General features: G+C 69.3%; 9 protein-coding genes. 6 read left to right on the top strand and 3 right to left on the bottom strand.

Translation table 11 applies throughout. The annotated features are described in order from the left end of the window. Nucleotides 1–2,328: eCIS core domain-containing protein (locus K7W41_RS15890; RefSeq protein ID WP_224610429.1), on the bottom strand; the 2,328-nt coding region annotated here is incomplete at its 3' end. 264 nt (nt 2,329–2,592) lie between these two features. Here K7W41_RS15890 and K7W41_RS15885 point away from each other — a divergent pair. From K7W41_RS15885 to K7W41_RS15875, 3 genes are all read left to right on the top strand, one after another. Further along, nucleotides 2,593–5,169: a U32 family peptidase gene (locus tag K7W41_RS15885; RefSeq protein ID WP_224610426.1), complete on the top strand. Its 2,577-nt coding sequence runs from the start codon at nt 2,593–2,595 to the stop codon at nt 5,167–5,169. A gap of 211 nt (nt 5,170–5,380) precedes the next feature. Next, nucleotides 5,381–5,926, top strand: a complete 546-nt coding sequence (locus K7W41_RS15880) for a DUF402 domain-containing protein (protein WP_224610424.1) — start codon at nt 5,381–5,383, stop codon at nt 5,924–5,926. A gap of 46 nt (nt 5,927–5,972) precedes the next feature. Continuing rightward, entirely contained in the window at nt 5,973–6,683 is a 711-nt protein-coding gene (locus K7W41_RS15875) for a nucleotidyltransferase domain-containing protein (protein WP_224610422.1), read from the top strand. Between the two features lie 414 nt (nt 6,684–7,097). On the opposite strand, the gene mutS is transcribed toward K7W41_RS15875, so the two are convergent. Then, nucleotides 7,098–9,641, bottom strand: coding sequence for a DNA mismatch repair protein MutS (mutS, locus tag K7W41_RS15870; RefSeq protein ID WP_224610421.1), 2,544 nt, complete (start codon nt 9,639–9,641; stop codon nt 7,098–7,100). A 458-nt stretch (nt 9,642–10,099) separates the two neighbouring features. Between mutS and K7W41_RS15865 the strand changes: the two genes are divergently transcribed. Both K7W41_RS15865 and K7W41_RS15860 read left to right on the top strand, forming a co-directional pair. Next, nucleotides 10,100–10,417, top strand: coding sequence for a 4a-hydroxytetrahydrobiopterin dehydratase (locus K7W41_RS15865; protein WP_224610419.1), 318 nt, complete (start codon nt 10,100–10,102; stop codon nt 10,415–10,417). Beyond that, nucleotides 10,414–10,896, top strand: coding sequence for an acyl-CoA thioesterase (locus K7W41_RS15860; protein ID WP_224610414.1), 483 nt, complete (start codon nt 10,414–10,416; stop codon nt 10,894–10,896). The genes K7W41_RS15865 and K7W41_RS15860 overlap by 4 nt, the downstream gene beginning before the upstream one ends. 95 nt (nt 10,897–10,991) lie before the next feature. On the opposite strand, the gene K7W41_RS15855 is transcribed toward K7W41_RS15860, so the two are convergent. Next, nucleotides 10,992–11,654: a cyclase family protein gene (locus K7W41_RS15855; RefSeq protein WP_224610412.1), complete on the bottom strand. Its 663-nt coding sequence runs from the start codon at nt 11,652–11,654 to the stop codon at nt 10,992–10,994. A 76-nt stretch (nt 11,655–11,730) separates the two neighbouring features. Here K7W41_RS15855 and K7W41_RS15850 point away from each other — a divergent pair, with 76 nt between their 5' ends. After that, nucleotides 11,731–14,124, top strand: coding sequence for a tetratricopeptide repeat protein (locus K7W41_RS15850; RefSeq protein ID WP_224610411.1), 2,394 nt, complete (start codon nt 11,731–11,733; stop codon nt 14,122–14,124). Nucleotides 14,125–14,167 lie beyond the last annotated feature (43 nt).

The following is a 14,167-nucleotide window of genomic DNA, read 5'->3' as shown; positions in this document are numbered from 1 at the left end:
AAGTTTATCGAGCACCTGATCAAGTTTTGCCCTGGTCTTGTTGATGACGGCCCTCACCTTGCCGCCAAAGTTCCCCAACCCCACGACCTTGCTGAGCCAGGCCAGGGCGACTGGAATCGCGCCGCCCAGCGCACGGTCGATAAAGCCAACGGCGCCACTGATATTGCCTGCGGCAATGGCACTGATGCTCCCCAGCGCATTCGTGATCACCGCGCCGATCTGTGCGGCCTGCTGCACCACCGTCTGCACCGTCTGGAAGGCCCCAATAATGGCGTTGATAAAGCCGCCACCTGGAATCAGCATGGTCACCAGCTTCTGCACGCCCGCCAGCACCAAACTTTTGGTGACTTCGCCCTTGATTCCACTGGTGATCTCCTGGCCGACGTCCCCCTTCTGGGCGTTCACCTCTTCCGCCTTGTGCAGGCCCCCTTTCATGGTCTGAAGGACCTGAACGGTCGCTTCTGCCTTGGTGACTTTTTCCTGACCGCCAGGCCCCAGGGCTTTGACCAGCCGGCCCCGCATGGCCTGATAGGTCAGACCCATTACGCTCAGGGCCGTCAGGAACACGCCCTGGAGATCAAACTTCACTGGAAAGGCAATCCCCGTGCTGCCTGTCAGCCACTGACCCAGTCCGTTCTGAAGGTGTCTGGGCGCGTTGGCGCTGAAGGTCTTGAAACCGCCCTTGACCGCCTGCACCAGATTCTGGGCAAATTTGCCCGGGTTCTTCAGAACTTGAATGATGACGTCGCCAGACCCACGCAGCTTGGCGACGACCTGCTGACCCACAGGGCCGAGGCCAGCGGCCAGCGCAGTCAAGCCAATATCGGCAATCTTGCGGGCACTGCCCACGATCAGGTTTTTGAGGCCACTGATGCGCCGGGTCACTGCATTCTTCGCCGCCCCCAGGTCAGCCTTGCCGATGGCCTGCCCGATCTCGCCCAGCGCCCCACCCAGGTCCAGTTTGCGCAGTTCTGCGCTGAACCACGCCCAGGCTTTGGGAATGGCATTCGTTTCTTTCACTGCCTTGAGGATGTCTTTCAGGGGGCCGGGCACCCACCCCGCCAGGGCATCCAGAATCGCGCTGGGGTTGCCCGCCATCGTTTTGCCTGTCACCAGGTCTTTGCCAAAGGCCAGGCACAATTCGCGGTAGCCTGGCAGGGCGGTGAGGGCCCCCGCGATCATGGCCTTGCCCTGGTCCGCCAGGGCCTGCGCGCCCGCCTTGACCTGGTCCGCAGCCCAGCTGAACGGATTGCCCAGGCGCTGCACCGTCTGTGGGTAGAGGTCGTACAGCGGCTTGAGTGCCACCTGTTGAACGGCGCCGTCCTGGACGCGTTGGAGGGCGGCGGCTTTGCTGTACACGCCGGGCGCGTGGGGATTGGGGGGCAGCAGGCCCTTGGCACTGGGCATCACCTGGGCGAGTTTGGTCCCCATCGTCCGGGCTTCGGCTTCTAGACCGGCATCGGGGTCCACACCCGGACCGACACGCCCTTGAGCCTGCTGCACTGTATGGGTGACCTCGTGGGCCAGCAGTTCAAGGCCAGACTGGGAGTTCGGGTTGAACCGCCCAGATTGGAAGAAAATGTCTGTCCCGGTCGTGAAGGCAATGGCATTCACGCCCTTGGCCAGTTGGTCCGCTTCCGCATCGTCGTGAACGCGCACCTTGCTCAGGTCGTGGTTCAGCCCCTGCTCCAAATGCCGCTGAATCGCCTCAGGCAACGGATTGCCGGCCCCCCGTCTCTCCTGAATCCGTTGCAGGACAGGCTGTGTGGCTTCCGCATCCAGTTCCGCCAGTTGTCGTTGCAGGCTCTGCCGCTGTGCCCAGGTTGCCGCTTGCTGCGCTTCGCTTTCGTACCGCTGCACGGCGGCATCCACGGCGCGTTGCAAGGCCAGCCGTTCGCCTGCGGGCACCATTCCCAGCACCACCCGGCTCACTGGGGCGCTGATCTCGTGGCGCTGGAGCGTCGCTAAGTGTTCGCCGTACGTGTCATACCGAGCTTGGACTGGGCCTCGATCAGACCGAAAGCCCTGAGCCAAGGTCTGCGCTACCTGTCGTTGGAGTGCCGTGAACTGGGCATATTGCCGGCTGTCTAGCGCTTTGCCCTCAACCTGCTCGGCCTGGTGGCGCATCACCGTCACCCAATCACTCGCTGTCTGTGGCTTCGTGGAAACGGGATGGACTTCACGCTGAACCGGCGCACCTTGGACTTGCAGCAGTGCACTCAACTGCTCCGCCACCGCTTGGCGCTGTATCTGCACGCGCTCGACTTCCTGGCGGTCCAGCGTGGCCGCGCGTAGAGGAACCTGGACAGCCTGCCGCTGGGCGGTCACAGGACGCAGCGTATGCCGTTGAATCGCCTGTTGTGCTTGGAATACACCACTCGTGGTCTCTGAAGCCGGCGCAGGCAGAACGGCGCGGGTTTCTGATCGTTTCTGAACCCGGCGGGTGAATTCGGGCGCGCTCACGTCTCGCAGCGTACCCGATATCTGCACGGTTGGTCAGCGAAGCTGCCACGTGACTTTCGAGTTTTCTCCCTGAGTTCCTGCACCCTGCGTCACCCTTTGCCGAACCTTCATTCGGTACACTGACCCGCTATGCCGCGTGCCCGCACCAAGCCCGAAGTCATGAGCCCCGTGGGGGGACAGGCGCAGCTGCGCGCCGCTGTGGAGGCCGGCGCCGACGCCGTGTTTTTCGGGGTGAACCCCGCCCGGGGCGAGGGCCGCGCCGATGGGGCCGGCTTTCACGCCCGCGCCAAGGTGGGCTTTGACCTTGAAGCGCTGCCCGAGATCATGCGGGGGCTGCACGCGCGCGGCGTGATGGGCTTTGTCACCTTTAACGTGCTCGTCTTTGACCGCGAGTTGCGGCAGGCCGAGCGCCAGCTGATCGCCCTGGCCGAGGCCGGCGTGGACGCCCTGATCGTGCAGGACCACGGCGTGGCCCGGCTGGCGCACGAGATCTGCCCGGACCTGCCCATTCACGGCTCCACGCAGATGAGCATCACCTCCGCCGAAGGCGCTGAACTGGCGCGGCGTTTTGGGGCCAGCCGCGTGGTGCTGGGCCGCGAGTTGAGCCTGCGCGATATTGAACGCATCGCCAGGGCCACCGACGTAGAGCTGGAAACCTTCGTGCACGGCGCCCTGTGCGTGAGTTACAGCGGCCAGTGCTTTTCCAGCGAAGCCTGGGGCGGGCGCAGCGCCAACCGGGGGCAGTGTGCCCAGGCCTGCCGCCTGCCGTACGACCTGCTGGTAGACGGTCTGGAGCGGGATCTGGGCGACGCCCGCTACCTGCTGTCGCCCGGCGACCTGTACGCCCTGCACCAGGTGCCGGAACTGGTGCGTATTGGCGTGGACTGCCTGAAGATTGAGGGGCGCTACAAGGACGCCGAGTTCGTGGCCCTCACCACCGCCGCCTACCGCAAGGCCGTGGATGAAGCCTGGGCGGGGCTCCCCCTCAGCGTGACCCCGCAGGAGGAGCGCGATCTGGAGCAGGTGTACTCGCGGGGCCTGGGGCCGCACTTCATGGCGGGCACCAACCACCAGACCGTGGTGCGGGGCCGCGCCCCCCGTCACCGGGGCGTGCGCGTGGGCACCGTGCGCGGCGTGACCGAACGTGGCGTGCTGGTCGAGCTGACCGAAACGGTAAAGCCCGGCGACGGCCTCGTGTTCGACCCTGCCAACTGGCGCACCCCCGAAGGCCGCGAGGAAGGCGGCTTCGTCTATCAGGTGAACCCGGTGGAGGGACACAGAGGGCAGAACCGCCCTACTATCAACCCTCAACCCTCCACCATCCACGAACTCCGCTTCGGGCGCGGCGCGGTGGATCCCGCCCGCGTGCGCGAAGGCGACCCGGTGTGGCGCACCCAGGACCCCACGCTGGCGGCGCGGGTGCGGCCCCTGGTGGACGCCGCCGACCCGGTGCACACCCGGCCCGTGGACGCCCAGTTTGTGGGCCATGTGGGCGAGGTGCCCGCCCTGACCCTGACCGATGAGGCGGGGCGTACGGTCACCGTCACCCTCCCCGAGCCGCTGTCCCCGGCCCGCAACCGCGCGCTGGACGAGGCGGCCCTGCGCGAGCAGCTGGGCAAGCTGGGCGGCACGCCCTACCACCTGCGCACGCTGACGGTGGAGCTACAGGGGGCGGGTTTCCTGCCCGTCAGTGCCCTGAACAGCCTGCGCCGCGAGGCTGCCGCTGCCCTGACCGCCCTGCGCGAGCAGGGGACGGCGCGGACTGCCGCCCCCCAGCTGGACGACACCCTGCGCCGCCTGGGCCCGCCCGCCGTGGCCGCCCCCGGGGCCACGCGCCTGCATGTCCTGGTGCGCACGCCTGAACAGCTGGACGCCGCCTTAGAGGCCCGCCCGGATTCCATCACCCTCGATTACCTGGAACTGTACGGCCTGAAGCCCAGCGTGGAGCGCGTGAAGGCCGCCGGGATACCGGTGCGGGTGGCCAGCCCACGCATCCTCAAGCCCACCGAGCAGAACCTGCAGAAGTTCCTGCTGTCGCTGGACGCGGGCCTTCTGGTGCGGTCGGGGGGCCTGCTGGAGGGCCTCCAGGGCCAGAGCGGCGGTGCCGAACTGACCGGCGACTTCAGCCTGAATGCCGCCAACGTGCTCACCACCCGCGCCCTGCTGGACCTGGGCCTGACCCGCCTGACCCCCACCTACGACCTGAACGCGCAGCAGATCACCGAACTGGCCGCGCTGGTGGGCGGCGCGGCGCTGGAGCCGGTGGCCTACGGGCACCTGCCGGTCTTTCACACCGAGCACTGCGTGTTCTGCCGCTTCCTCAGCGACGGCACCGACTACACGAACTGCGGCCACCCCTGCGAGTCCCACCGCGTGGCCCTGCGCGACGAACGGGGCCGCGTGCACCCGGTCATGGCCGATGTGGGCTGCCGCAACACCGTCTTCGAAGGCCGCCCGCAGGTGGCCGCCGCGCACCTGGGGGCGTGGCAGGCGGCGGGTATCCGCGACCTGCGCCTGGAATTCGTTCACGAAACGCCCGAGCAGGTCCGCGAGGTGATCGCCGCCCACCGCGCCTTCCTGCGCGGCGAGGTGAGCGCGGCCCAGCTGGAGACGGCCTTAAATGCCCAGACCGACCAGGGCGTCACCGAAGGCAGCCTGTTTGTGCCGCACGACTTCGGGCTGCTGGACGCCCTGCCAGTGGTGTAGGGGCCACGGGCTCTGGGCCATGAGCCATGGGCACAAAGGCGACGGGCGCTCATGGCCCATGGATCAAAGCCCAGGGCCTTTTCTAAAGCAACGCTCAAGGCCACCTCAGAGTCGCTTGGTCCTGATCTGACCTGCCAGTCAGCTTCGGCGGCCTCACGGGGCTGGGGGCGCGCCTCATCTCACCCGGCGGCTGGGCCCGGTACGCTGGAGCATGGTGACCCTGGCGCCCCCGGCAGCCCATCCCGTCAAGGTGGAGCGGCACGACGTGCCGGCCCTGCGCCACCACACGAATACCGGCGTGCGCGCGGTGCAGACTTACCGTGAGACGGCAGGGGGCCTGTATGTCTCGCGGCCCTTTGTGGGCCATCCCCGGGTGCGCCACTGGCAGGCGCACCTGCTGCCGGCGTTGAATCTGGTGGTCTGCCGCTACGATTTTCACGGCGAGCGCGAACACGATTACCACCTGGATGTGGCCGACATCTGGCAGGAGGGGGCGGTGTGGGTGGTGCGCGACCTGTACCTGGACCTGCTGGTCCACGACGGGCTGATGGCCGAGATCGTGGACACCGATGAGCTGCTGGCCGCCCGCGCCGCTGGCTACCTGACGGAACCCGAGATGCACCACGCCGTGGCGATGGCCCACCGCACCCTGTCCGGGCTGGCGCGCGCCCGGTACGACTTGCAGGCGTGGCTGGCCGGGCAGGGGCTGTGGTTGGAATGGGCCCAGGACCGCCCCGCCGGGGTGGCCGAAGTCTAGGCCAGAGGGCTGAGGCCCGCTGCCTGGCTCCCTGCTACCCTCCGGCATGCCAGATGCCGCGCAAGCCCGCCTGGAAGCCGCTCTGCCCGCCGTGCTGGAACGCATCCGGGCCACCCCGGGCGCCCACGCTGCGCTGTGGTGTGGCAGCGCCGCGCGGGGCGAGGCGAACGCCCACAGCGACCTGGACGTTCATGTGCTGGTGGACGGCGACGAGCGCTGGCGCGAGAACTGGCTGGTGGACGGGGTGCCCGTGGAGGTGTTTCACAACCCGGTGCGCAAGGTCCGCGCCATGTTCGCGGTCGGCGACGCCGCCACCATCGCCATGTACGCCGAGGGCCGCCCTGTCTGGCCCCACCCCGACCTGGACGCCCTGATGGCCGAGGCCCGCGCCCTGCAGGCGGCTGGTCCGGCGCCCCGGCCCCTTAGCGAGCAAGCACGGTTCGGGCTGATTGACGCGGTGGTGGACGCCCGCGCCCTGGCCGAGACCGATGACCCCCTGCACGGCCTGATGGCTGGGCTGTGCGTGCATGGGCTCCTGCCCGCCCTGTTCCGCGCCCGGGGCTGGTGGGAGGTCAAGCCGCAGCGCTGGTTGTCCGAGCTTTGGCAGCGCGAGCCCGCCGCCGCACAGGACCTTCAGGCGGTGCTGGCGCGCACCGACGCCCAGGCCCGGCAGGCCGCCCTGGAAGCCCTGGCCATGCGTGTGACGGGCGACCTGAGCTACCGGGAAAGTGCCAGCGCGCGGCAGCGGGTGGAATAGAGAAGTCTGGAGGGCAGAGGTCGAGGCGTCGAGAAGTCTGATCAGGCTTCCGGTTCATCCGTTTTTCCACACCTGATGAACCCGACCAGAGGGGCTCGCACAGTGGCGTAGCAGAGACAGAAAAATGGTGACGGAGAGGCGTGGAAGCGCCGAAGCGAAGCGCGGGGCAATCACGAATGATCCGGAATCCGTCTGAATCAATGGTTCGGGCAGTTTTCAAGCGTGGCAAGTGGCCCATGGAAGAAACGTCGTCTGGGCCGCTCGACTCGCTGCCCCCCCTCCCGACCTCCCCCACGAGGGGGGAGGGGAAAACCAGTGTGTTTGTCAGGCTTTCCTCTGTGAAATGCTGAAACTGTCCGCACCATTGCTGAAGTGCTCGACCTCTCGACCCTTAGACTCCTCGACCCTCTTCCCCTACCCCCCACCCACCGTTTCCACGCCCCGCGCCTCCCGCTGCCAGCGGTGCAGCAGTTCCAGGGCCTGCAGGGGCGTCAGGCGGCCCAGGTCCAGGGCGGCCAGTTCGCGGATCAGGCGCTGGTCGTCGCCCTGGGTGCTCAGGGCGGCCAGCAGCTTGGCGGCGCGCGCCGTCACCGGCCCCGGCAGGCCGGCGAGGCGGGCCACCTCCACGCCGTAGCTCTGCCGGGCGGCGCCGGGCACCACCTGGTGGTAAAAGGTGAGGCCGCCGCTGCCCGCCGCGTCTTCCTCGGCGGCCACATGCAGGTTGCGCAGGCCGGGCAACTCGCCTTCTAACCGGGTCAACTCGAAATAGTGGGTGGCAAACAGGGTGTGTGCGCCCGCTCCGTGCAGGTGTTCCAGCGCCGCCTGGGCAATCGCCAGGCCGTCTAAGGTGCTGGTGCCGCGCCCGATTTCATCCAGAATCACCAGGCTGCGTCCGGTGGCGCCGTGCAGAATGGCGGCCAGTTCGCTCATCTCGACCATGAACGTAGAGCGGCCCCCCGCCAGATCGTCGCTGGCGCCAATGCGGGTGTGAATGGCGTCGTAGACCGGCAGGGCCGCCGCGTCGGCGGGCACGAACGAGCCGATCTGGTGCAGCAGCGCGCACAGGGCCGCCGTGCGCAGGTAGGTGCTTTTACCCGCCATGTTGGGGCCGGTCAGCAGCACCAGCCGCCCGTGGTCGTCCAGCGCCACATCGTTGGGCACAAAGCGCCCGCCCAGGCTGCGCTCCACCACTGGGTGCCGCGCCTGGGTCAGCCGCAGCTCGCCGTCTGTGGTCTCGGGGCGAATCCAGCCGGCTTCGGCTGCCACCTCGGCCAGCGCCGAGAGCACGTCCAGCTCGCTCAGGGCCCCCGCCGCTTCGGAGAGGGCCTCGGCGTGGGCGGCCAGGCTGGCGCGCAACTCGGTAAAGACCTCCAGTTCCAGGCGGCCGGCCGCCGCTTCCAGGCGGGCAATCTCGCGTTCGCGCTCGCGCAGGTCGGGGCGGGTAAAACGGGCGCGGTCTTTCAGGGTGGCAATCTGGCGGTAATCGGCGGGCACCTTGTTCAGATGCGGCCCGGTCACTTCCAGGTAGTAGCCGAAGACCCCCGTAAAGCCCACTTTGAGGTTGCCAATGCCGGTGCGCAGGCGCTCGCTGGTTTCCAGCTCCGCCAGCCAGGCGCGGTGGCCCAGGGCCTCGGCGCGCAGGGTATCCAGTTCAGCGTGAAAGCCGTCGCGGATGAGGCCCCCCTCGCCCAGCCGCAGCGGCGGTTCGTCCACCAGCGCGGCGCGAATGCGGGTGACCACATCCGGCAGGGCGCCCAGGCGCTCGCGCACGCCGGCCAGCAGCCCGCTCTGACCAGCGAGCAGCGTGGCCGCTTCGGGCAGCAGGTCCAGGGTGCGCGCCAGGGCCGCCACCTCGCGCGGGGCGGCGCGCCGGGTGGCGACCCGGGCGGCCAGCCGCTCCAGATCGTGGGCGCGGTACAGCAGGGCGCGCACGGCGCCGCGCAGGTCTGGCGCGCGGGTCAGGGCTTCGACGCTGTCCAGGCGGGCGCGGATGCTCAGTTCATCCAGCAGCGGCGCGCGCAGCCACGCCCGCAGGCGCCGCCGCCCGCCCGCCGTGCGCGTCTGGCACAGCACGTCCGTCAGGGTGCGGCCCTGCGGCACATGCGCCTGAAACAGTTCCAGGGCGCGCACCGCGGCGTCACTGAGGCGCATGTGGGCGCCGGGCTCAAAGCGCACCACCCGCCGCACCATGTCCAGCTGCCCCTGCTGGGTAATGCGCGCGTAGCCCAGCACCGCTCCGCAGGCGCGCACCAGCGCCGCCGAACTGAGGCTGCTGGGCACCTCGCCCAGCGTCAGGGTCAGTTCCTCGCGGCCCCGCGCCTCGTCGAAGGTGGCGGGCGAGAGCATCACCGGAAAGCGCTGCTGAAAGTCCGAGAGCAGCGCGGCGTTGCCCGACAGTTCGGGGGCCAGCAGCACCTCGCGGGCGCGGCAGCGCGAGAGTTCGTCGTACAGCGCCAGCCGGGTGTGAAAGGCCGCGCAGCGAAATTCGCCCGTCGAGACGTCCAGCAGGGCCAGCGCGTAGCCGTCGCCGGTGGCCACCGCCGCCAGATAGTTCTCGTCGGCGCTGAGGTGCCGCTCCTCGGTGACGGTGCCGGGGGTCAGCAACTGCGTGACCTTGCGCTCCATGAGCCCCGAGCCGGGCTCTTCAAATTGGTCGGCCACCGCCACGCACACCCCGGCCGAGAGCAGCCGCTCCACATGGCTGTCCAGCGCCCGCAGCGGAATGCCGGCCATCGGCGTAGAGAAATCCTTGCTGCTCTTGTGCGTCAGCGCGAGGCCCAGCAGCCGCGCGGCGCGCTCGGCGTCCTCACCGAAGGTCTCGTAAAAGTCGCCCACCTGAAACAGCAGCAGCGCGTGGGGCAGCTGCGCGGCCACCTCGTCGCGCATGCGCACGTATTGCTCCAGCATGGGCGGCAGCGCCCCCGAGCCGGTTCCCTTGAGGACGTTCTGTGCCCGCATTGGGGGCAGGATAGCGCCGGGACAGGGCCACGAAAGGACTCTGGCGACGATTGGCTGCGCAGGGCTAAGGGCTCTGGCCGAAAAAAGGCGCTGACCCCAGCCCTCACCACAGAAACAGCCCCGCCAAGGGCGAACGCCTTGGCGGGGGCCGGAAGGTGCAGGGGGTCTTTATTCGTCGCAGCCCAGGGCGCGCAGCAATTCCAGCTCCGTGATGGCCCGGGGACGGGGGGCCGGAACGGGGCGGGGAAGACGACGGGCGAACAGACGGCGCAGCAGTGCAGTCATGACCAAACTCTCCTGAAGCTGATGTTCCCCTGATTGTACATGAAGAAAAGTTCATGCAAATGTGAACTGACCAGTCGTCTGCGGGCGTGGGCCACTCCTGGCGGGCGCCCGGGGGCCTGCACCGCGTCCCGCCTCCCGCCTCCTGCCGCCCGCGGCCCCCTACCATGCCGGGTATGCCGTACGACCCGCGCATGAACTACGACCCCAACCGCAAGCTCACCGACGGCGACGTGATGGACCTCAAGCCCGAGGGCTGGTGGGGCGACGCCGGCAAGCTGTACCGCGACTTTGCCTTTCCCAATTTCATGGCGGGCATGCGCTTTGCCCTGCAGGTGGCCGAGCAAGCCGAGGCGCGCGGCCACCACCCGGACATTCATGTGCATTACCACTACGTGCGCGTCAATTTCTTTACCCACGACGCGGGCGGCGTGACCCAGCTGGACCTGGACGCGGCGCGCGCCGTGAACGAACTGGCGCAGGGCAAGGCTTGAAGCTCCGCATTCCCGATGCGGACGTGCTGTGGGAGGGCCTGCCCGGCGCCCGCCGGTTTGAACACACGCTGACCGTGGGCCCGGAGGATCTGGACGACCTGAACCACGTGAACAACACCGTGTATCTGACGTGGTGCGAAACCGTGGCGCGCGAGCATGCCAGCCGCCTGGGCATGGGCACGGCGGCCCTGATGGCCCTGGGCGCGGTGCCGGTGGCCCGGCAGCATGTCATCGAGTACCACCGCCCGGCGCTGCTGGGCGACCGGGTGCGGGTGCGCACCGCCCTGACCCTGCACGCCGGGGTGCGCAGCGTGCGCGCCTACGCCCTGGACCGCATGAACCCCGGCGACCCGGAAGGCGGTGTGCGGCTGGCCGAATGCCAGACCGAGTGGGTGTGGGTGGACCCGGGCACCGGGCGCCCCAAGCGCGCGCCCGCCGTGGTGGGGGAGACCTTCGGCTTTCTCCCCCTGCCCCGCTGAGGGCACACCCCAAAGCGGCTCCGGGGCTCGCCAGGAGGGCAGTCCGCACCGCCCTGGGCTTCTTGGCGCCGCTGTTGGGCCGACCCTGCGTTCCCTTAGCTGTTTTGTTCCACTCTCAGCGCGTCGGGTACGCTGCCGGCCGGCAGCAGCACCGCGCGGGCCGGGGCGCCGTCAGTGTCGGTCAGCGGCAGCGGCAGGCACACGAGGTCGTACTCGCCGTCGGGCACGCCGCCCAGGGTCAGGCCCTCCAGAATGAACACGCCGGCTGCGCGGCAGGTATGGTGGGCGTCCAGCGTCTTGCTGGTCAGCGGGTCTACGCTGGGGGCATCGGTGCCCAGCAGGCGCACGCCGCGCCGGGCGGCTTCCTGCACGAAGGCGGGTGACAGGGCCACGAAATTCTCGGGGAACACCGCCCAGTGGGCAGGCTGGCCGGTGTGCAGCAGCAATCGGGGCGGCAGCGGCGCCGGCAGCGCGTCCAGCACCCCTGCCTCCACCACCGGGCCGCCCACCGTCAGCACCCGGCAGCGGCCCAGGTACACCGACAGGGGCACCTCGCCCAGCCGCTCGCCGGCGTCGTCGTAGTGCCAGGGCGCGTCCACATGGGTGCCGGTGTGGGTGCTGGTGTGCAGCACGCCCGTGTTCACGCTGTCGCCGCCCGCCATGCGCGCCCCTGGCCTCACCTCAAAGGGCGCGTCGCCGGGCCAGTTGGGGTGCCCGGGGGTCAGGCGGCGGGAAATATCGTGGGGGAAACTCAGCATGGCGCTGAGCATACCCAGGCCGCGCTTCTGGCCGCGCCCCTTGTGGCGCCGCCCACAAATCACAGACAATGCCGGTATGACCCTGCGGACACTGGGGGGCCTGTCCGTGGAAGGCGTGACCTTCCGGCGGGAAAAAGTGCTGCTGCTGCTGGCCTACCTGTGCCTGGAAGGCCCGCAGCCCCGGCGCCGACTGGCCGAACTGTTCTGGCCCGAGGCCGCCAACCCCATGAATTCCCTGGCGCAGCACCTGGTGCATCTGCGGGGGCTGCCCGGCGCCCTGGCCGAAGACGGCCCCCGCGTGGCCGCCGGAATGCCCTGCGACGCCGCCCTGCTGCGCGAGGCTGCCCGCCGGGGGCGCGCGGGCGAGGCGGCGGCCCTGTACAGCGGCGCCTTTCTGGACGGGCTGGGCATTCCCCTGGGCAACGACCTGGAAGAGTGGGTGTACGACACCCGCGAGGCCCTGGCCCTGGAAGCGCGCGCCGCGCTGCTGACCCTGGCGTCGCAGGCGGCGGCCCGGGGCCAGCGCGAGGGGGCAGGCGAGTACGCGGCCCGCGCCCTGGGTCTTCCCGGCGCCCCACCCCCCGACGAACTGGACCTGCCCCGGCTGCACCACTACCTGACCCTGGCCGGGCACCCGCTGGCGACCCAGGTGGAGCGCGACGCCCGCACCCTGGGCCTGGACCTGGACGCCGCGCCGCAGCTGGACGCCGCGCCCTTCGTGGGCCGGGAAGCCGAACTGGCGGCGCTGGGGGCGCTGGCCCCGGGGCAGCTGGCCTGGGTCAGCGGGCACGCGGGCATGGGCAAGACCGCGCTGCTGGAGGCCCTGGCCCGCAGCGGCGGCTGGACGGTGCTGCCGGGGCGTGCCGACCTGCCTTACAGCACGCTGGCCCCGCTGTGCTCGGCTCCCCCCGCCAGTGCCCACGCGGCGCTGGCCCCCCTGCGCGACCCCCACCTGAAACTGGCCCTGGACGGCTGGGAACAGGTGGACGAGGCCACCCGCGCCGTGCTGGCCCAGGTGGCCCGCACCCGTCCCGGCGCCGTGATTGTGGTCACGGGCCGCGCCCACCCGCCCTTTGATGTGGACCGTCACCTGCACCTGGGCCCCCTGACCGAAGGCGAGCTGCCCGACCCCGCGCTGTACCGCCAGACCGACGGCCACCCAGTGCTGGTGGGCGCGGCCCTGCGCGGCCAGCCCCTGGACCTGCGCCTGGGGGCCCGCGTGCGTGCCTATCCCCCCGCCACGCGCGACGCCTTTTTGCTGCTGGCCCTGCAGGACCAACCCAACCTGCGCGCTACCCGCGCCGCCCTGGGCCAGACCGCCGACGACTTTGCCCGCACCCTGTCTTTCCTGACCACCGAGGGCCTGACGAACGAGGCCGGGCGCGTGTACGCCGCCGCCGCCACCCGCGAGCATCTGCACCAGATTCATGTGCACGCTGCCCTGCTGCACCTGAAACTGGCCCGCGCCCTGCCCGAAGCCGACGCGTGGCCCCACTACGAGCAGGCCCGCGACCTGTGGGAAGACCACGACGAGGTCCGGGCTGCCCGCGCCGCCTGCCTGCGGGCCCAGACCCTCCTGAAGCGCGGGTATCCCGGCCCGGCCGCCGCCCTGCTGGACACGCTGCGGGACGTGCCGTCGCTGGCCGTGCCCCATGCCTGGGCCCTGATTGGCGTGGGGCGCTACAACGACGCGTATGCCCGCCTGGAGGCCCTACCCGAACAGACCCAGGCCCGCCCAGACTTGTTGGCTGTGCGCGCCACCACGCTGGTGCGCCTGGGCCGGGTGGATGAGGCGGTGGCGCTGGCCGATCAGATTAAAGGCAGTGGCCCGGAAGCGGCGCACGCGGCGAGTGTGAAAGCACAAGGTGCCTTTGTTCGCGAACAATGGGAGGAGGCGAGGCGTCAAAGCCAGCTCTCCGCTGATTTCTGGCAGCTGCAAGGCGATGAAGAACAGGAACTCGCGGAACTGGTCATGGTGGCGCGAGCAAGGGTGCGCTTGGGTGCCGAGCCCAACGCTGCGTTCAGAGAGGTGCTTCAGTCCACCCGCGACCTGCCCAGCGTTCATGGTTTGGCGTTGGTCAACTTTGCGCAGATGCTGATGGATACTGGGCAGCCGGACCAAGCCGACGGTGTAATGCAAGAAGCCGTCGAGGTTTTAACTCTCTCTGGTGACCGGATTGGCCTCGCTTCGGCGCTGGGCAACTTGGGTGTTCGGCGTCATTTACAAGGTCGCTTAGAAGAGGCGGCAGAGCTCTACCGCCAAGCTCTGCACTACCTTCGAGGCACCGGTAATATCCGGCATCTAGGACAGACTCTGACCAACCTTAGTGAAATTCAAGGCGACCTCAGCGCCTTTGAGGACTCACTTCATATGCTCGAACAGGCAGACCATCACGAACTCGTGGCACAGATCAGGCGCAACGCCCATATAGCAGCAGCCCAGAGTATCGGTCAGCCCCTACGGTCTTGATGCTGTGGCGGCTGTTCATGCCGCGATCATGCCCGCCCTGGCA

This window comes from Deinococcus multiflagellatus (assembly GCF_020166415.1).
Taxonomy (GTDB): domain Bacteria; phylum Deinococcota; class Deinococci; order Deinococcales; family Deinococcaceae; genus Deinococcus; species Deinococcus multiflagellatus.
This window is presented reverse-complemented; position numbering and strand designations above follow the sequence as displayed.